Raw genomic sequence first — 17890 nt, 5'->3', positions numbered from 1 at the left:
CTTAACAAGCTGATTGTGTTCTACTATTTTAGAAGAATATGTCAGCTTGTTTTAAATACAATTCATTTTTTAATAAGAACTGTCACAATTTTGTAACAAAATCTATATGACAAAAATTGATTTTTTAAGGAAGGCAATTTTTATCCCTTTCTTCATTTTAACATGCTGTCAGGTCTCGAATGAGAATGACGATCTAGGTTTGATAACTGACGAGTCTTTCCCTAAGACTGTTAATTTAATTTCTAATATTGAAGTAGACTCCATAAAAATCCCAACAGATTTATTCAGAGTAAACAGACTGTTATCAACTAAAAAACATGTAATCGCTTATGAAAGCAGTAAAAAGGACACTCTCTTTAGAGTCTTTGACTCGACAACGGGTGAATATTTAGGAGGGTTTGGTTTTTCCGGCCAAGGGCCATTAGACCTCGAGTTTGAACAAATTGTTCAAAGTAGTATCTCCGTACTTGATGATGGCCTTATAGTGGGAGATCTAAAGAAATTAAGAAAATATGAAATATCTGGGGGAAAAAATGATTTTTCAACGAACAATATTAAACTAATGGAAAGTTGGAAAATACCAGGGGGACTACTTCCATATGGAGGAGCAAATGTACTTGGCGATACCTTGTTAATAGGAAGGGTCGCATTTTCTAACAAGCATTTCGTCACATATAATATAAACAATAACCAAATGACAGATGTTCTCGAGTTCCCAAATAATAGGCCTGAAGTCCCAGCAACAGCATCTTCAGCACTTTATCTAAACACCTACAACTCAAACATTGATAGAACCAAAGTGGCTATCGCCTACCGCTATTTCCCCCAGATTAGAATTTACAATTTCAAAGACGAAAAATTCAAGGATATATATTTCAGTCCAAAAAATGAGCAGATTAAGAGCATAGAAGTCGACCAAAAGAAGAGCATAAAAAGTTCATCTTTGTTTAGCTATTATGTGAATATTGAAGTCTCTGATAAAAGTATCTATGCGCTTTATAGTGAAAGAGTCCGTCACTCTAATCAAGGCTCTCCCTCAACAACAGAGTATTTCAATGAGCCTGAAATTCATAGATTTGATTGGAATGGTAAGCCAAAAACGAGAATAATATTACCTCCTAATGCATTTTTATACTTTACTGTCACTCCAGACGATTCGTATCTGTATTTTGTCAAGTTAGAGGTGTCAGATTATATTTTTAGGTATAAAATAAATTGAGTCATATGTTTAATTTAACAAAAAAAAGCATTGGATGGTTCTTGGTCATTGTCTTACTAGTGGCTCTCAATATATACTGGGTATCCAAGTACAAAGTAATTGAGAATAAGTCATCTGAACTTCAAGGTACAGTTATAACACAATCTCAGAGTTATACGAATGAGATAGATTTCCTTAATCGATACATTGAATCAATTACTCTGAAATCAAAACTCTCTCTAGAAACTAAAAGAGAATTGGCAAAAAAGGACATTGAGCTTATCAAGCAAGCAGAAGCCGGGTCTAAACTATTCTTTTTCTACAAAAAAGATGCATGTGGAGCCTGTTTAGCTAAAATCTACCAAGACTTATCGATACTTTCTGATAATATTGGTGCAGATAAAATACTTATTCTTACTACTTTGGATCTAGAAACAAATTTAATTGATCCAAAAAAGGAAGGCTTTGAAGTCTTACCTATTGATACCCTAGGATTGAAGTTTGAAGAGTTCAACCAGCCATTTCTTTTTGTATTGGATGAGAGTTTGGGTGTTCATTTTTTATATGCCCCAGAATTATTTGATAATTTCAGAAATGAATATTTCACGAAAGTTCTACCAGAGTACTTTAATAATATGTGAATCTATTCTTCAGGTCATATGATCGTAATCTGAACGGATTTCTTGGCCAATATTGTCTTCTTCGGCAATCCCTTATAAAAGTAAGAGTATGGGGAGTAAAACAAATATCTAAGCGATTTGATCGCCTTAGACGTGATGTCTGTAAGTAAAATGAAGCGGGATTATATTCCTATCCACAGGTGCAGATTAAGGTCAATAAACTTATGAATTGGAGCATAAATTAAGATCAACCACCTCATGAAGTGAGCTGTAAAAGAACCCTAAATAGAACCACTTGATAACAGTCAATCATCTCTAAATTTCACAACTGTTCTTTGTCAACAAAGGTGTAAAAGTCTAGGCCGAAGGCCTCGGATCTACGGCTTTGGTAAAGGGTTGCTGGGCATGCATAGCTCGGCAAAAGCTTTGTTTGTCCCTGCTAGATTATCACTTCGGAGTGGTTGAAATTTAAGGATGATATGTGAGGCTTATGATCGCAAATTTTATGGATTTTTCGTGAAGAGTTTCCTCTCCCTTGAAACATCATACAGGGCCGTGACTTTGATATGGTAAAGAGCCCCACCTTTCACTGTAGAGGGTGAGTTAAAAATCAATTTGGGGATGTGGTCAAAGTATTGGTCAATTAAGCATTGACCAATACTATTTATGGCATGTGTCCATCGTTCGCCATTGAACAATAGCCTTCATCAGTAATTATAATGTGGTCAGAAACTGTGATATCCAGAAGTTTGCCTGCCTCGGAAAACTTCCTCGTAATCGAGATATCGGCTTGACTTGGTTTTAAATTTCCTGAGGGATGATTGTGCGACAATATAATTGAAGAACACCTTCTTTTAAGTGCCATTGCAAACACAATTTTTGGATCAATAACAGTTCCTGTTGTGCCGCCTTTGGATATTGATGAAATCGACATAAGGCGAAGACGGTTGTCCAAAAAAAGAACTTTTGCTTCTTCAAGTAGAGAGATTTGATCATCGTCCCATGAAGCCCTGAGTATCTCATAGGCTTTGTTTGCATTAGTGATCTGAGGCCTGTCCTCTGCCCTTGTTTTGTTCTTGTAAACAAGACGTACTTCTTCAAATTTATTGACTACATCTTTACATTTCTTCGACATTGTAAACCTCCCAACTTCCGGTGTTCTTGATCTCGGTGTAATTACTGCCGCATAAATTTCTTGCGATCTCTTCTGCTTCTTCCTGTGAATTGGCCTTGATGCTCACCTGTAAGTAGGTGCACATTTCGGCTTTTGCTATATAGGTTTTCATTGTGGCTTCCTTTTGTTGGGTCTAAAAAAGTGTGAGCTGTTCTGTATTTTAGTTGGGTTGTTTTTGAGGCGTTTTATCGAACTCGGGCGTTTCTGGCTTTGGCTTTTGCATTGGGGCTTCGCTCCATATTCGGGACTGCTCCTTTTCGATTGGAAGAATGCCAAGGCCAGATTGATTGATTTGCCAGCCTCCGAACCATTCCATGCTCAGGCTGTTCATCCATGCGACTTCTCCCTTTAGCCCGTTCAGAAAGAAATTGAGGGTTGCCATCTTGGCGCATGTATTACTGCTGTCTGCTCCAAAGAAATAATTCCGTTGGTTGATCTTTGCCGCTCTTAAGAGCATTCGACCAGAGCCACATGCGGGGTCTAAAACCCTTTTGCCATCACTCTCGGCATCTTCAATGTTAATGACCGCCATAAGCTCACAAACGGGCTCAGGCGTGAAATACTGTCCATTCTGGCCTCGTGTGATATGGCACATAAAGAACTCACCAAGAATATCGGAGTAGGGTTCATGGTAGACATTTAACTGTAAGATGCCCAAAGCTTTGCTCAGTTCTCTCAGGTCGTCCTTGGCGTAAGGCTTTATAGTTTCAAAATAGAGGGTCTCGTTTTTCTCGTCCTTTTCCTGTAACAGGCTTTTAATATTGGTGGAGTGAAAGGAACAAATACCCAAGGTCAAAAGATCATTGAAAACCCGAGCAAGGTCATGCCTTCTACCCAATGTATTAAGGTGTTTTGTTAGTTCATTGAAATAGTTTGTCATGGCTGGGGCTCTCCCCTAGCCATTTGATCGAGATAATCAACGGCCTTGGCTGCCTGTGCCGATGCCTTGAAAATAAAAGTCTTGTCGTCCTTCAATGCCCTCAACCAACTCTTGATATAAAGGGCATGATTGAGTGGGCGGCTCTGGGCAATACCATGGTATGCACATAGGAAGGCCGCGCCAAGTTCAGCAACCAATTCCTCAAAGGCATATTTTTCGCGCTCCTTTTGGTTGTGGGCCAAGTCGCGCTCAAGCCTGTGCTTCCCTCCTGTCCAATGGGTCAATTCATGGAGTAAGGTTGAATAGTAATTTTCTGTTGCGGTGGATTGTTCAGTATCTAAGAAAAGCCTCGTTTCAGGCATTTGGATATAATCTTCCATGGGGTCGAAATAAGCTTCATCACCTCCGTGGTGGATGTCTGCTCCTGTTCCCTTGCAAAACTCATCGACCAAGGATATACGCTCCACATTGTCGGTTTGGAGATCTACTGGAGTCGTTTCCGGCTCAAAATTCTCCACTTGGTTTGCATTAAAAACAGTGTAGAGCCTGAGCATCGGAATTTTATGGGTCTCAGTTTCACCCTTGCTGTTTTCTTCTGTTTTGATCAGGCTTTTGTAAAAAATGATCTGTGTGCCTTTCTCGCCTTTCTTGACATTTGCGCCTTTATCTTTCCATTGTTTGAAGCTCGCCCAATGGTTCGAGTTGAACTGCTTGGCTTGCTGGTTAAACCAGAGATTTAGGATGTTGATCCCTTGGTAGTGGTTTCTAGTGGTTGGGTTTACCGGCAGGCCTTTGGCTGCAAGGCTGGCAAATGGCGGCTGGTAATTGTTGAGGTCAACCTGATCGAGCAGGCTTATGATCTGATCTGTGACCTGCTGGTGAATATCTGTTTTGTTCTTTGCATAGGACATGAATGCGCTCCATAAAAAAAGAGGGAAAGCCTATTGAGATGACTTTCCCCTTTAGGTTTAGGCTGGTTGGGGATTTGTTTCTGCGGCTTGGCCTTCATCAAGGACTTGATCGGTCTTTTCTTTCTTCAAGACCACTTTGTAGGCGAATGTGGTGACGGCTGTATCCTTGTAGCCTTCGACCGTGTCGATGGAACGAGAGCTGTCTTCTCCTTTGATATAGACCCAATCTCCTTTCTTGAGGTTCTGGGCTATGGCAAAAGCATCTTTGAGATTGCTTGAGACGATGATGTTGAAATAGTTGGCCATGTTCTGGACCTGACCTTGGGAATCCAGAAATTCCTTGTTGGTGGCAATTCTGAATTTGGCAAATTTTCCATCACCGATCAGTTCGGCATCCTTGACCAGATGGCCTGACTTCATACTGATATTGGTATCAGCAAAAAGGTTTTCTAATGATTGTGTTTCGTTGGTTTCAGTGTTTGACATATTTTATCTCCTTTATGTCGTTGGTAAAAAAATCCCTTTAGAAAAGGGTTATGGGGTCGCCATAACCCCTGCCATGTGGCGAACAGGGGGTGAGCAAAGTGCAAGGTCAAAAAAACAACATGGGGGATCACCCGCTTTGCACAAACGAAGTGCGGAAAAGTGGGGAAATGTTTTTTTTGCTGTTAAGAAAACCTTGCGCTGCGCGAGGAGGAACGCCTAAAGCAATGCCTTGGCCTTTGTCAGTCGTCTGCTCTTGAATGGTCCATGCTGTTGGCGGCCATGGAGATCATATCTGCCATACATGGTATTCGCCCATCGGTCATAGATTTCAGAAGGGTTCTTGAATAATGATCAAGGGCTTGTGACCAGTCGATAAAATGTTCTCCTGACAGATCCTCCAGGCAATCGAATACCCGGCCTGCATCGGCACATACATCACAGATCACGTCTTCCATGGACATGCCATGGTCATTAAGCCAGCTATTGTCGTTTGAATGATGGTTGATTGAATATAGCCTTCCAGCTATACGGGCCACTATCTGGCCATAGTAGAGTGTATTTTTGCTCATCCTTATTGTTCCTTCCACACATGAGTTACACAGTTATTGGTTGTAGGAAAATAATCCTACAGCCAATTGCAATCTGGGGTTGTAACAACATCAATTACTGGAGTCAAGATAAAAGATTCACCCTTTGTTCTAAGGGTGAATCAGCAGGGCAAATAACGGGTAAGTAACTCTGTTGTAGTGAAAGATTGGGCATATGCCATTCAATTATTGACAATATTTGAATAATATTGTAAGTTTAAAGTATAGATAATGAGGTAGGCCATGAACAAATCCCATTCACTGAACATTCCTTTGACCGATGAAATGAAGCAGTTTATTGCTTCTCAATCGGGTAGCGGCACATTGTATTCAACACCAAGTGAGTATGTGCGCGACCTTATTCGCCATGACAGGGAACGGCAGGAGGCCTCTAAGCTCAGGGCTTCAATTGTTGAGGGCTATCAGGACATTGTTCACGGACGGACTAGAAAGTTCTCAGGTGACTTGCGCAAGGATTTGAAAGCTTTCAAAGGTTCAAAATAGAATGGCGCAAATTCATTTAACGGACAGGGCGCTTCTTGACATTGAGGATATCTATGGGTTTTCTGTAGAAAACTGGGGTGAAAAAACGGCTGAACGTTACCTTGATCAGATACAGGACTCATTGCTTTTGCTCGAAGAAAACCCCAAACTGCTTCTTCAGAAACCTGAAATTTCTAATCGTTTTAAGCTTTATCAAACGGGTGCTCACTGGTTGATCTGTGATGTGGTGGACAATGACATTTTCGTTCTCACTATCAAGCATCTGTCCATGAACTTGCTCGATCGTTTGAAAACCTTAGAGCCAACGTTAGAGGAAGAGGTCAGTTTCCTCTACCAAAAAGCCTTAAAGAGCAAAAAATAGGACGTTTCAAAGTCCTTTGAAGAATTCTTCCAAAGTAATTTTGTGAATATTCAGAATGTCTAAAAGGGTATTCAGTCTAATATTCGCACCTTTTTCAACCCTCCAATATTGTTTTCTATCTAGTGAGTTAGCAACAGCAAAATTCTCATAGCTGGTATATCCACCATCAATTCGGAGTTGTTTGATTTTCGCTCCAACCTTTTCTGCCGCTTCATCTAAAGTGTAAGGGTTCATAGGCCTGAATGACCTAATTCTATTTAAACAAATTTACGGCATATTTGCCTCATATTTTTTGATTCACTATATTGAGGCATATTTGCCGCGTTTCTGATTTTAACATTATTTAAATCATAAATAGAAAAACCATGAAAAAAGTAAAATGCACAATGTGTTCGGGGACCGGAAGTGTGATCAGTACCAAAAGTACTGGTATGACAACATGCCCTGATTGCCAAGGCAAAGGATACAATTATATCTAGCCTTTAAAAGTAAAGGAGGGGCACATACACCCCTCCAATCTTTCATATACACACGATTTGTTAAAATATTAACTCAAGTTAAGTATTTGATTGATAAATAAGAACAATTAATGATATAAATAAAAGGTATTAATAGGATAAGACCATGAAACCAGCAAAGAAAATAGCAACAGGTATTGCCGCATTAGGGTTAATTTTCTCCCTGAATTCCAATGCTCAAAACACAGCGAATGACAATCGTGTGGCGTTTAATTACGCTTCTGGTAAGTCCAAGGTTGAAGCCGCCAAAGAACAAATCATAAACTCTCCTGTAATTTTCGCGGGAACTGCCGGAGATGCGGTATTGGCATCAGATAACAAAAGAATGTCAATTCATATCATCGGACGGAATGAAGGTAAAATGTCAGCAGAAGAGTATGCAAAGGTTTTGGCCAATGCTTTTGCTGATCGAAAATTTACGGACAAGCCGATGTATATAACTGTCACTTATGAAAGTGGTGACGTACCTGGCAATACGGTTGCCGCTATATTTATGGATGGCGTTCGCTATAAGACCAAAGAAGGCTACAACCTCTTTACACCAGAGCAAATTGGTGGTGCTGGCGCTATTCAGACATTAGGAAATATCTTTGTTGAAAAGCATGGAGATAAAAACGTTCTTAAAGAAGGCATTAGCCCTACATTGATCGTTGGTTTAGATTAATTAAACGCAGAAGGTGTAATGCCTTTTTGACCAAAAGCACCCAAATCTTCCTCATTCTCTACCCCTTGATCAAATTCAGAAACTGGTTGGGGTGCCGCCTTGTTAAACTCTGCGTTAATATTCAAGGATATTGTAGCGTCATAACTAATAGCACGTAGTCCTTCAAACCCGTTGCCAACTGTTTCTTCTTTCAACATTTCATTAAAATCAAAGCCCAATGCGGCAGCTTGATATTTAAGCCCCGCTAGCTTCTCCATCTCAGCTTCAACAAGCGCAGGGCGTTCCTGACCCAGTTCTTCTGCTCTTTCCTTGTACTCTAGGGCCAATTCTCTGATTTCTGCCCTAAGAACAGCTTGTGTGTCCAATTCACCTTGATTTCGTCTACTGGCCTCATCAAGCAAGTCTTCTCGGCTCATCGCATGAACCTCGTCAGCATCCATGTGATAATCATTGATAAAGATTACTCTCAACGTATCAAAATCCCCATTCTCAACACTGCCATTCATGCGTTTCTGGCGGTCACGGCTCTGCCTGTACTCGTCCATCTTCTCTTTAATGTCACCAAGAATATCCCCCATTTGGTTCTGGAGACCTTGTATATATAGCAAGTCCATCAATTCTTTTTGCTTTTTCTGTTCCTTGCTTTCGGCAAGTGCGGCTTGACCATCCGCGGCAGATCCCACAGACCGAACACCAGCATTGTCAGCCTCCCCTTTCAAGGTAAGGTCAAAGCGGTGCCGGTTATCGTGTTCGGCCTCTAAATGAACTTTGTTAATCTCTTTGTCAGACACGGTTTACCCCTTTAATTGCCCTCAATTGCCTCTTCAGACACAACAAGGATAGCAAAACAGGGTAAATACGGATTTAACTTTAGATAAAATTGTATATAGTTTTCAATGGTTTACAAAAGGTTATTAAAGCAGGGTATTTGTCTAAAATTTTATCTATTGCTCAAATATTGAGGTTTGTAAGCTCATGGATGATCCTGCTATAATTCTTTAATGGTTCTAAACTTATATTGGGATGTGGAATGAGAGAATATACTTCAATTTCAACCGAAGTTCGGGAGTGGATTTTATCCGAGATCAAGCGCACGGGAATAGGGCCGCAAAGGATTTTGAAGGGCAATAAAGAAGCCCGTGAGCTTGGTCTAACTTCTGGAATTATCTATCGGCTCACAGGACAGAACGGAAAGGCCGATACGGCCAGAGAAGAGCATATCAGGTTGGCTTTGAAGCTATGGCAGGATACACCAGATAAGAAGATAAAAGAGGCTAAGCCTAAAAGCTCAGAATTTCAGAAAACAGAACCAAAAGCTCTTTATAAGTCGCCATCATACGGCTATGAACCAATCACAATTGAGTTTTTGGACATTCTGAAAAGGGAAGAGCTGCGAACTGGAGTCAAGACCGAAGATTTGGTCAAAGAAGCTAGAGTTGATGTCAAACCACATGTGGTGAAGGCTTGGAAGAACGGAAAGACGATGAGTGCCGATCCAGAAATCATGAAGGTGGTTTTGGAAGCATTCACGGAAATTGTGGGATGATCATGAAGACCGAACTGACCAAGGGCGTTTCTTTCTAGTCGTTCCTAGCGGAAATAATTCTTAACCCCAAATCCGTTTTGCTCGATAAATATGGTTTTAAAGGCTGCCAGGTTATTTTGTTCATAAAAGAGCAACATGGCCTTTTTGTAATCCAGTGAGTCCACACTACGGTAAGATAGTGGGCAGGCACCATCTGCAATGAGCAGGGCGTTGCTGATCATACGGCCTGTGCGTTTGTTTCCATCCTCAAAAGGCTGTATATAAGAAATCAGGGCAACCGCAAGCAGGGCTTTTTCAAAACCATTGTCTTTGGCATTGATCAGGTCGCACATGAGTTCCAAACATTCCCTGATCTGGTGTTCATTGTCCAAAGGCTTATAGGCTGTTCCGGTGATGCCAACGGTGCGGGAGCGGATGTTGCGCCCCACGTTCAAATCCTTGATCAATAGGGAATGGATTTCCTCCAGTGTGCGCAAATCAAGGGTTTTGGCAAGGCCTTTATGCTCCATGAGGTAGGTAAGGGCATCCTTATGATTGAGCAACATAATGGCTTCCTCCTTGCTTTTGTTGTCGGCCTCCTGCTTTTCCTTAAACAGCCTTTCCGTTTCCAGCAGGGAATAGGTATTTCCCTCAATCTGTGAAGATTTCCAGCTCAATTCTATCGTCAGGCGCTCAAGTTCTTTTTGATAAAGCGTTGGTGAAAGGCTTGTCACATTGGCCCGGTATTCCTCTTTTAGTTTCTGGAGATCAGCCAGTTCCTGGTTTGTGAAAATCGGGATGCCATTTAAAGACTGGAGCAATTCATGGTTGAATGCGGTTTTAGCCCGTCTCTGATCAGGATCGAGATCGAAATAATCCGATGCATCGATCGGAGAAAACAGCTTGTAATATGGCGCTACCATATAGGTAGTGGACCGTCCTGCACCTAGCTTTATCAGGCAGTCTGCCTCAACAAGTCTGGCCATGTCCCTGTTAAGGGTAGGGATACTGGGATCGTTGGCAAGAAGCTCTTTGATTTTCGAGATAGATGCCTCTCCTTGTGCATCTATAATATCAATGATTTCTTTTTGGCGTGGGGTAAGGTTCATCATTACATTTTTTTCCTATCACAAAGCTAGCTTAATCCTATCATGTATGATAGGAAAAATAAAGAATAATGATAGGATTAGTTTTTAGGGAAAACAGGCCAAACGATTGACATGCTTTTACTGTTCGGGCAACGGGAAACCACCTTGAGCGACCGGTTATTCAACCCATGAAATTCACACTCCCCCATTTTCTTTCCTTAGGCCGCCAATTGCTAAGCACAAGAAATAAGCCAAGAGGAAACGGAATAAACATGCATGGCCTTTTTGAGCGTTGGCTTTATGCCGTAGTCTCTTGGTGTTTACTTGGGCGGGGCTAGCTTTGCCTATTCGGAAAGAAATAGGTCTTCATTTTAATGAGGATCGTAAGGACTAATAAATCTTAAAGCCTTAAGATAAAATTTCACTTATTTTTTCTAAATTGTTCTAAACAGAGTATAATTTTGAGAAAAGATGGAAATTATGGGAATTAAGCCAGGTCCAAAGAAAATTGCTAAATCAACAGGAAAACCTGACAGGCGTCAACGAGACAATAAGGATACTCCTGGGAATACACCCTCATTGAAGCCGCATAAGCATAAAAAAGGGGACTAGAAAGAACCATTCTAGAGTTAGTCCTTATATAAATCGAGCGTTAGGGATAGAGCCAGCTACCGTGTAGCGGTGATAGCCCGACCCGAAGGGGAACGCCCAAAAGGGTTTGTTTCTAAGCTTGATTCAACCTTATAACTATGTCGTTTTTACTCCAGAGTTGCCTAGGTATTGATTTTATTACCCTTGTGGGCTGTTCATTCTCCTTATTGAAGAGCGCGAACTGATCCAGATAGCGTAAGAAAATCATCTATTGCTCTTTCCCTTATCATGTTTGGCCTTTTCAAAATTGTGTTTGAATAGACTAGGTTCAGGCTGTTTGGATTCAACAAACTCTTTTAATAAGCTATGATTGGAGTTATAGAATGCCTTTGCTTTGGCCGTAATGTCATCTCTCAATACTTGGTCTTGGTGCTCATAGCTCAACTTGATTTGCTCATACGGAGAGTGCTGTAGGCCATCTTGAATTCCCATTGAATAGTTCAGTCCTGCCGTATTGCGATCCTCTTCGCGCTTTTGAAGTTCTTCGATGTATTCTTTCTCTATTTTTTGAATGCCGAACGATTCATCTGGAGTCCGGCTATATTTTTTGACCAAATCCATTTTGTTGCGCAACTCATGATCGCTCAAACCTGCCTTCTCAATTTCCTTATTGTCATTAAAGGTGGGTATTTGTGTTGGTGCTAGATGATCCTCTTTTTTGTCTTGGTTCTTTTTCATGGTTAGAAGTTAAAGTGATTACTGCATAAGATTTTCTCCTTCGAGCGTGATATTTTCTATATATACCGATGACTCTCCATCATCCTTTCCGCAAGGGTGGATTTTGATGAAGGTTAGTACTTCCTTGGACAAGGCTTCCTCTATGGCGGACAGCCCTCTACCGGAAACTGTGATTTGAACCTCATAGGCTTTAATGATTAGTTCCTGGTTATTCTTCAGGATAAAAATGGGAAGAAGAGAGTAGGGGATACTGTACCTCTCGCCACTTCTCATATGAATATGGAAGCGCTTGACTAACTCGTCAGAATGGGCCACTGCGTAGGGCTGATAATCCTGATATGAAACCGAATGCCCATTATTATTCATGTCCTTTTGGTTTTGGCTGGTTTGGAATACCTGGTGAAGCCCATTGTGTTCTTCTTCTGGTCTGCTCATGTTCCCTTATCTTCTCATTGAGAGAACGATGGTGATTTCTTTGATTTCTCACCAAAGTTTGTTGCTGTTCTCGCTGTGCTATTTCATGTGCGCTTATTCGTTGTTCGCTTTTGGCTATTGCCTTTTTCAATTCTGCCTTATCAGATGTAAAGAGCTTCGCGGAATGCTTTCCTCTGCTGACTGAAACATACAGACCTTCTCTTGATAAATTTCCGTTTGAAGGATCAACCGAAATAAGAACATGGTCGGCATCTTTTCCTTGGCTTGCATGGCTCGTGTCACAGGCAGAATAACGGATATGCCCTATGTCCTTGGATAATGTTTTTCCATTGGAAAGCTTGATATCGCCTGTTTTGGTGAAGCCCGCGACAGAATACGATGTACCGTTCAAGGCCTTCGACCCTTGTTGAGTCCGAGTGTTTATCGTGAGTCTGATCTGGTCATTTTTTGCTAAATGGATTTTTGATTGCTGGTAGACTTCAAACCTATCCGCATGTTCCAAGGGTAATTTCTTGACGGTAGCGGTCTTTCTATCCCTGACCTTTAGTTCATTGGGTTTCTTGCCCGATATGACTTCAAATTCAGCACCGGCACGATAATCCCCCTTACTATTCGAAATAAACCTCAGAACCATTCCCTGCTCGTAATTGGCCTTTTCTTTTTTTTCATCTTCGGTGAAGGATAGGGTCTGTAGTCTGTTGAATTCACGTTCTTTTCCTTTAATGAACCCTTCTTTTTTTAGTTTCTGACGGATGATGTTATTCACCTGATTGACCTCTTTATGAGTTGGGCTGATTACAAGGCAGGATTTCTTGGATTTAATAGTGTCTAGATAAGTTTCTGCCAGCTTATCCAGCCTTTTATCCTTATCAGGCTCTTCAATAATACCTCCCAACTTGTCCAGCTTTTTGAACCCTTCGTAGGTTCTATTCTTGGCGAGGGACTGTACAACCGAGCGATAAGGCTCGTTTTGCTGACGGACAATTTTATTGACCGTAACAGTGTTGACCTTTGCTTTCTCAATCAAATGCCGCATAGCATCGCCATACTGAGCAGGCGGGGCATGCTGGGAAGTATCTCCGGACATGATCAATCTGGCATTCTTTTCTTTGGCTATGGCTAGAATTTGATTGGTGACTTTGGTGCCACACATTCCCGCTTCGTCAACTAGTATTACCTGTCCAAATACTTTCTCTTGAAGAGCTTTGTTCTTGAGGAATCCGGCAATGGTCTCTGCTTCGAAGCCTTTACTTTTAAGTACAGAAACGGCATGTGAGGAGGGGGCAAGACTACATAATTGCTTGCCTTTTAGAGCTACTGCATCCCTTACTTCAGTTAACAATGATGTTTTACCTACACCGGCACTCCCTTTTAAGACGGTTATAAAATCCCTTGAATTGAGGATCTGCTTGATCGCATTAACCTGCTGGTCGTTCAATTGTGATTGTTTGGGTGAGTAGTTCTGAAAGATAGGAGCAAAAGTACCCTTGCCTTCATTGGCCCTTAAGACGAGTTCGGATTCCTGTCTGATCATCTCCTTTGTTGTTAGAAAAGGAACGGTGTCAATTTCAGCTTTGATAATGTCATTTCTTCTCCCTAGAGCTGACTTGACATCTTCGGGCAGTAAAGTGCCGTAGCCCAATTTGAGGGCGTATGTCAGGACATCACTTTGCTTAAAGGCGGAGTTTCTTTCACAATGGTGTTGAACTGATTTTTCAATCGCTAGATCAGATGAAATGCCATCTCTTTTTTCAATTGTCTGATCCTTTAACCTGAAAAGTGCTTCAAATTCCTTCTCGCTCAGTCGGCTCTTCCAATGGTCATATTGTTCTTCTTCTCCGACTACTTTGGCTTTGGCATTTCTGGTTAGTAGTGCGAGTTTGGACTTGTCTGAAATTCCATTTTCCAAAGCAAACTGATCTATAGTCTTGCTTCTATTCGAAAAAAGCATGATCTGTTCGCGAGTGATACCAACAAGTTCGAATCTATCTCGGGTGATCCTGGTCCTAAAACCTAATTTTTCAAGGTTTTTTGCTAAATGTGAGTGGTAGGCCGCTTCGAAATATTTGGCTTGTCGATGGACTGAATTGCCTAGCTCAAGGGCTTGAAACCGATTGTTGATATGGCTAAATGTACAATTCGGAATTAGGCAATGTGTATGTATCTGAGGATCAGATATATACATTGATTTTCCATTCTTTTTGACTTCACAAGGCCTGCTCAAAAAATGGTCAAAATTCGCAATTAGAAGCTCACCGCAGGTCTCCCACCCCCTCTCTGTCGCTGAATTGTGCTGGGTCTGGGCGTTTGCCTCAATCTCGCTTAAAACAGCTTTATAGGCATCAATATGGCATTGATGGATGGCTTCATTCTTGGTTAATCCAAAAAGCAATGATATGCTCTTAGGGGCAGAGAAAGTGAAGTCATAATAGCTTCTAGCATTATCAACCTTTCTTACTTTGAAGCTGATATTTGAATTTGGGACTTGTCCTCTGCCAAAACTTATAAAATCTGATTTTTTGACCTGGACACCGTCATAGCCAATCCGCTTGCTGATTTTTCCAAACCAAGTCGCCTCAACCACATTCTCTAAATAGTAAGCACTTTCATGGGAAAGGTTGATATAGTAATCGGATGCAGATTTCACATCCTTGAAAACATTAATTCCAAGCATCGTTCTTAAGTTTATTTGTAGGGGGTTTTGTACTGAGTCGCTGGATAGAATCCGGCTGTTGATAGATAATTTGTATCTGTTTTTGACTCACACGTCAAGGTTGTAAAATACCTTATGATGCATTCAAATAAGCCTGTCGATTAAGTTGAGCAGTTTTGGATTTGATCTGGGTAAAGAATTCTGCAGAGGACATCAAGAAGCAGAAGAGTCCAAAGGTATGGTCACCAATGACCGACCAAAAGTAGTAACCGATGGATGCAGTAATCCCGCATTCTATGAAACTGTTTACAATGAACTCGTTTGCTTTAAGTTTGAGTTTACCTCCGCTAAGTCTTTTGATTTTTGAATAAAGTTTGTTTAGCCCTAATAAAATCCAGCTTTCACCAGATTTGGCCATATCATCTGGATTGCCTTTTCCGATGTAAATCATGGTTGTGTTCACCAGGCCAGTCAAAAGCATTATACCTGAGTACACAAGAAGTGGCAGACTGCGTATGTCAAGAAAAGCCCACGAATAAAGAGTATCCCAATCATAAAAAAATGGCAGAATTGGCAATATCAGTAGTGAAATGGAGCCTAAGGCCAGATATGAATGTTCCGAGTTTGCGATTAGAGCAAGTCCCACTGAACTGAATGTGAGAATTATGCCTTGGTTCAATAATCCAAATTGATTGCGGTACACGGTGTTTTGGCAATTTGCAAGCGCGGCTGTAGTAAACTCTATCCATTGACCCAATAGTCTTAAAAGAGCTAGGGATGGATTTTTAAAGAGAAGTTTGTAAAACTCAGTCTTCGTAGCACCAAAAATGATTGAACTGTCACCGAAACACTTCTTTCTTGGTTTGATGTCTTGATTTGATTGTTTAGTGATCATAGCTGTTAAGTTTTGAATGTGGAAAGAGCAGAGCATTCCAAGGCAAGGCCTTCACCAAGCCTTGGAAGTCACTTTTGTATAAGAATTTGGGTGGTTTAGTAACTAGATCGTATGGAAACAATCAGGCCATGTTCCTCGTAGAAGCGTTTCCAGAATTTAGCCGCCTCGTAGGTTACCAGGTAATTTTCAGGGCATATTAAGACAATCTCTGTACCCTTGAATTCATCTGGTACAGGTTCTGAGGCAACCAGTAAGCCTTTGAGTTTCTCATAGTCAGTTTGAAGTTTTTCAGGGTGCTTTAAATAGTCACCCATATCCAGAATAACCGATGACTCTAAATAATCTGCCATTACGATCATTTTACGATGTTGAGCAGAATGATCCATTTGGGAGAGTCCATTGAGCATTCCTCTATAGAGGTTACTTATTTGATCATTGGCACTGCGGGATAGTAAATCATTGGTTTGTTGCCTTGATAGGTTGTAAAAAGCATTAACCTCGCTGATTCTATCCTTTCTGGGGTTCAGCATCCATACCTTTGGCTCTAACTCGACTTTACTCACAATGGGTAGATACGACATGCCCATGTAAGAGAAATAAATTCTGACTCCTATGCTGGTTGGTGAATTCTCTTCGATCCCCATTTCTTTCATGAGTACCGAGTGAAGGATATCTCCAGTTAAACCGCTTTTTGAATCTTCGTATGATTTTGATATGTCAACGAGCAGAACATACTCATATCTGGCTCCCATTAATTGCTCTTTGTCTTCACAAGAGGTTGCGGTGGCTAATATTATCAGCATTGCCCCGATCAGGGACAATGCATTGAAGTTATTTGTGTTTAGTAGTTTCATGGTTCTAAAGTTTAAGGGTTGGATGATCAGGCTACTTGAACGTAGTCACTGTAACCCCTTTTGATTTCAGCAATGATCTCTCTTTCGAGATGTTCAATTGATTTCAACTCGGCTTCTTTTTCATTGGTCAGTTTTTCAATCCTGTTGGAGCTGGAGGCCATGCCTTTGTTGAGTGATTCAACTTTGTTGTTCATAATCGCCTGGCCTTTAATTCCCAATTTATCTTGAGCCCTTTTAAGGTCATTTTTCAATTGGACTTTACTCCCTTTGAGCGTGTTGATTTTATTGGTTAGAAAGGCTTTGAGTCTGGGAATTCTGTATTTCTCCTCATCCATTGCATAACCATAGGAGAATAATATACCTACCATAAAGACAAGGAGAATGATCAGTCCAAACCCAAAGTCGACCTGTTTACTCACAAGGTAGAGTACCATGCCTAAGCCAACCATGAACGAAACGATAGCTCTTTTCCATCTTTTGAGCGCCAATGACTTCCCGATGAACTGGGCTAACTTCATTTCGACAATACTCATGCACAAGGATAGGACTAAGCCGAAGAGATAAACTCCTCCTGAAAACTCCTCGAATGTAGGGCGATTTAAGACAGTGCATAAAATCACATACACTATTACAACAAACCAGTATGACTTTCTGTACACACTGCTGTTTCCGGTGGTTTCTAATTCATTAATCATAGTTATATTCGTTTTGAAGGTCTAATAATCTCACTGTAGTATTTTGAAGGTCATCCTGAACCTTAGTTAGCTCGACCATTAGTTTTGTGACATTTTGATGGTCAGCCTCTGGAAGGGTATTGATTGTCATTTGTAGGTATGCTTCAGGATTTTTATTGATTTTTTCCAACTCCTGACTATCTGCTTTAATGGAGTTGGTGTACTCAATAATTTTCTGGTCATAAATTGAAGAAGCCGAGACTTTCAATTCTGACATTGCAGTCTGAGCTTGCGAGATGACTTCTTTGACATCTATACCTCTAAGCGCACTATCAAATGACTTCTTACGCCATTCTCTAATAAATTTGGATTTAGGTTGTCTTTGATACTTTTCCTGTTTTTTGGACTCTTCTACATTACCACCTTGTAGTATGAGAAGTAGCCACTGTTTCAATGTTTGTCTTAGTTTCACAGTTAATGGTTTTTGGTTTTGACAAATATGGTTTGTTCAAAGCAATAAAAACAAGTCTAAAC

21 protein-coding genes are annotated in these 17890 nt (G+C 40.8%); 6 read left to right on the top strand and 15 right to left on the bottom strand.

The genetic code is table 11. From position 1 onward, the window contains the following. Positions 1–106 precede the first annotated feature (106 nt). Positions 107–1219, top strand: coding sequence for a BF3164 family lipoprotein (locus OB69_RS04060; RefSeq protein WP_053222404.1), 1113 nt, complete (start codon positions 107–109; stop codon positions 1217–1219). Between the two features lie 5 nt (positions 1220–1224). Then, entirely contained in the window at positions 1225–1839 is a 615-nt protein-coding gene (locus OB69_RS04055) for a hypothetical protein (RefSeq protein ID WP_053222403.1), read from the top strand. A 643-nt stretch (positions 1840–2482) separates the two neighbouring features. Here OB69_RS04055 and OB69_RS04050 read toward each other — a convergent pair. The 5 genes from OB69_RS04050 to OB69_RS04035 are packed head-to-tail and all read right to left on the bottom strand — an operon-like array spanning position 2483 to position 5269. Beyond that, complete coding sequence (locus OB69_RS04050) at positions 2483–2953, bottom strand: JAB domain-containing protein (RefSeq protein WP_053222402.1); 471 nt, start codon at positions 2951–2953, stop codon at positions 2483–2485. Further along, positions 2937–3104 (bottom strand): hypothetical protein, encoded by a 168-nt coding sequence (locus OB69_RS18555; protein WP_157608485.1) that lies wholly within the window; start codon positions 3102–3104, stop codon positions 2937–2939. Before OB69_RS18555 ends, OB69_RS04050 begins: the two co-directional genes overlap by 17 nt. 48 nt (positions 3105–3152) lie before the next feature. Then, on the bottom strand, positions 3153–3872 hold the full coding sequence (locus OB69_RS04045) for an N-6 DNA methylase (RefSeq protein WP_053222401.1): 720 nt from the start codon (positions 3870–3872) through the stop codon (positions 3153–3155). Next, positions 3869–4783 (bottom strand): ArdC family protein, encoded by a 915-nt coding sequence (locus OB69_RS04040; protein WP_053222400.1) that lies wholly within the window; start codon positions 4781–4783, stop codon positions 3869–3871. Before OB69_RS04040 ends, OB69_RS04045 begins: the two co-directional genes overlap by 4 nt. 57 nt (positions 4784–4840) lie before the next feature. Further along, positions 4841–5269 (bottom strand): single-stranded DNA-binding protein, encoded by a 429-nt coding sequence (locus OB69_RS04035; RefSeq protein WP_053222399.1) that lies wholly within the window; start codon positions 5267–5269, stop codon positions 4841–4843. Between the two features lie 830 nt (positions 5270–6099). Between OB69_RS04035 and OB69_RS04025 the strand changes: the two genes are divergently transcribed. Continuing rightward, complete coding sequence (locus OB69_RS04025) at positions 6100–6360, top strand: ribbon-helix-helix domain-containing protein (RefSeq protein WP_053222397.1); 261 nt, start codon at positions 6100–6102, stop codon at positions 6358–6360. Between the two features lies 1 nt (position 6361). Beyond that, entirely contained in the window at positions 6362–6721 is a 360-nt protein-coding gene (locus OB69_RS04020) for a type II toxin-antitoxin system RelE/ParE family toxin (protein WP_053222396.1), read from the top strand. Between the two features lie 6 nt (positions 6722–6727). On the opposite strand, the gene OB69_RS04015 is transcribed toward OB69_RS04020, so the two are convergent. Beyond that, positions 6728–6955, bottom strand: a complete 228-nt coding sequence (locus OB69_RS04015; RefSeq protein ID WP_053222395.1) for an XRE family transcriptional regulator — start codon at positions 6953–6955, stop codon at positions 6728–6730. Positions 6956–7345: 390 nt separating this feature from the next. On the opposite strand from OB69_RS04015, the gene OB69_RS04010 reads away from it, so the two are divergent. Further along, positions 7346–7903 carry a hypothetical protein gene (locus OB69_RS04010; RefSeq protein WP_053222394.1) on the top strand — a complete coding sequence of 186 codons (558 nt, stop codon included), beginning with the start codon at positions 7346–7348 and terminating at the stop codon, positions 7901–7903. Here OB69_RS04010 and OB69_RS04005 read toward each other — a convergent pair. Then, the gene (locus OB69_RS04005) at positions 7900–8694 is read right to left on the bottom strand and encodes a hypothetical protein (RefSeq protein ID WP_053222393.1); all 795 of its coding nucleotides are present in this window, start codon (positions 8692–8694) and stop codon (positions 7900–7902) included. The two genes, OB69_RS04010 and OB69_RS04005, sit on opposite strands and share 4 nt — an antisense overlap. Positions 8695–8933: 239 nt before the next feature. Here OB69_RS04005 and OB69_RS04000 point away from each other — a divergent pair, with 239 nt between their 5' ends. Beyond that, positions 8934–9449: a hypothetical protein gene (locus OB69_RS04000; RefSeq protein WP_053222392.1), complete on the top strand. Its 516-nt coding sequence runs from the start codon at positions 8934–8936 to the stop codon at positions 9447–9449. A gap of 44 nt (positions 9450–9493) precedes the next feature. On the opposite strand, the gene OB69_RS03995 is transcribed toward OB69_RS04000, so the two are convergent. From OB69_RS03995 to OB69_RS03960, 8 genes are all read right to left on the bottom strand, one after another. Then, complete coding sequence (locus OB69_RS03995) at positions 9494–10540, bottom strand: Fic family protein (protein WP_221404850.1); 1047 nt, start codon at positions 10538–10540, stop codon at positions 9494–9496. Positions 10541–11371: 831 nt separating this feature from the next. Further along, positions 11372–11845, bottom strand: a complete 474-nt coding sequence (locus tag OB69_RS03990) for a hypothetical protein (protein ID WP_053222390.1) — start codon at positions 11843–11845, stop codon at positions 11372–11374. 18 nt (positions 11846–11863) lie between these two features. Then, positions 11864–12280, bottom strand: coding sequence for a hypothetical protein (locus OB69_RS03985; protein ID WP_157608484.1), 417 nt, complete (start codon positions 12278–12280; stop codon positions 11864–11866). Then, entirely contained in the window at positions 12204–14954 is a 2751-nt protein-coding gene (mobF, locus tag OB69_RS03980) for a MobF family relaxase (protein ID WP_053222388.1), read from the bottom strand. Before mobF ends, OB69_RS03985 begins: the two co-directional genes overlap by 77 nt. A 112-nt stretch (positions 14955–15066) precedes the next feature. Further along, positions 15067–15828, bottom strand: coding sequence for a hypothetical protein (locus OB69_RS03975; protein ID WP_053222387.1), 762 nt, complete (start codon positions 15826–15828; stop codon positions 15067–15069). 95 nt (positions 15829–15923) lie between these two features. After that, positions 15924–16682 carry a hypothetical protein gene (locus OB69_RS03970; RefSeq protein WP_053222386.1) on the bottom strand — a complete coding sequence of 253 codons (759 nt, stop codon included), beginning with the start codon at positions 16680–16682 and terminating at the stop codon, positions 15924–15926. Positions 16683–16708: 26 nt separating this feature from the next. Further along, positions 16709–17377 carry a hypothetical protein gene (locus OB69_RS03965; protein WP_157608483.1) on the bottom strand — a complete coding sequence of 223 codons (669 nt, stop codon included), beginning with the start codon at positions 17375–17377 and terminating at the stop codon, positions 16709–16711. Beyond that, on the bottom strand, positions 17370–17828 hold the full coding sequence (locus OB69_RS03960) for a hypothetical protein (RefSeq protein ID WP_053222384.1): 459 nt from the start codon (positions 17826–17828) through the stop codon (positions 17370–17372). Before OB69_RS03960 ends, OB69_RS03965 begins: the two co-directional genes overlap by 8 nt. Positions 17829–17890 lie beyond the last annotated feature (62 nt).

The organism is Roseivirga seohaensis subsp. aquiponti (assembly GCF_001267955.1).
GTDB classification, from domain to species: Bacteria; Bacteroidota; Bacteroidia; order Cytophagales; family Cyclobacteriaceae; genus Roseivirga; species Roseivirga seohaensis.
The sequence above is the reverse complement of the archived record's forward strand: the minus strand, read 5'-3'. Positions and strand labels throughout refer to the sequence as shown.

Coding starts and splice junctions, on each gene's coding strand:
- OB69_RS04060 (WP_053222404.1), top strand. CDS start 107: ATGACAAAAATTGATTTTTTAAGGAAGGCAATTTTTATCCCTTTCTTC.
- OB69_RS04055 (WP_053222403.1), top strand. CDS start 1,225: ATGTTTAATTTAACAAAAAAAAGCATTGGATGGTTCTTGGTCATTGTC.
- OB69_RS04050 (WP_053222402.1), bottom strand. CDS start 2,953: ATGTCGAAGAAATGTAAAGATGTAGTCAATAAATTTGAAGAAGTACGT.
- OB69_RS18555 (WP_157608485.1), bottom strand. CDS start 3,104: ATGAAAACCTATATAGCAAAAGCCGAAATGTGCACCTACTTACAGGTG.
- OB69_RS04045 (WP_053222401.1), bottom strand. CDS start 3,872: ATGACAAACTATTTCAATGAACTAACAAAACACCTTAATACATTGGGT.
- OB69_RS04040 (WP_053222400.1), bottom strand. CDS start 4,783: ATGTCCTATGCAAAGAACAAAACAGATATTCACCAGCAGGTCACAGAT.
- OB69_RS04035 (WP_053222399.1), bottom strand. CDS start 5,269: ATGTCAAACACTGAAACCAACGAAACACAATCATTAGAAAACCTTTTT.
- OB69_RS04025 (WP_053222397.1), top strand. CDS start 6,100: ATGAACAAATCCCATTCACTGAACATTCCTTTGACCGATGAAATGAAG.
- OB69_RS04020 (WP_053222396.1), top strand. CDS start 6,362: ATGGCGCAAATTCATTTAACGGACAGGGCGCTTCTTGACATTGAGGAT.
- OB69_RS04015 (WP_053222395.1), bottom strand. CDS start 6,955: ATGAACCCTTACACTTTAGATGAAGCGGCAGAAAAGGTTGGAGCGAAA.
- OB69_RS04010 (WP_053222394.1), top strand. CDS start 7,346: ATGAAACCAGCAAAGAAAATAGCAACAGGTATTGCCGCATTAGGGTTA.
- OB69_RS04000 (WP_053222392.1), top strand. CDS start 8,934: ATGAGAGAATATACTTCAATTTCAACCGAAGTTCGGGAGTGGATTTTA.
- OB69_RS03995 (WP_221404850.1), bottom strand. CDS start 10,540: ATGATGAACCTTACCCCACGCCAAAAAGAAATCATTGATATTATAGAT.
- OB69_RS03990 (WP_053222390.1), bottom strand. CDS start 11,845: ATGAAAAAGAACCAAGACAAAAAAGAGGATCATCTAGCACCAACACAA.
- OB69_RS03985 (WP_157608484.1), bottom strand. CDS start 12,280: ATGAGCAGACCAGAAGAAGAACACAATGGGCTTCACCAGGTATTCCAA.
- mobF (WP_053222388.1), bottom strand. CDS start 14,954: ATGCTTGGAATTAATGTTTTCAAGGATGTGAAATCTGCATCCGATTAC.
- OB69_RS03975 (WP_053222387.1), bottom strand. CDS start 15,828: ATGATCACTAAACAATCAAATCAAGACATCAAACCAAGAAAGAAGTGT.
- OB69_RS03970 (WP_053222386.1), bottom strand. CDS start 16,682: ATGAAACTACTAAACACAAATAACTTCAATGCATTGTCCCTGATCGGG.
- OB69_RS03965 (WP_157608483.1), bottom strand. CDS start 17,377: ATGATTAATGAATTAGAAACCACCGGAAACAGCAGTGTGTACAGAAAG.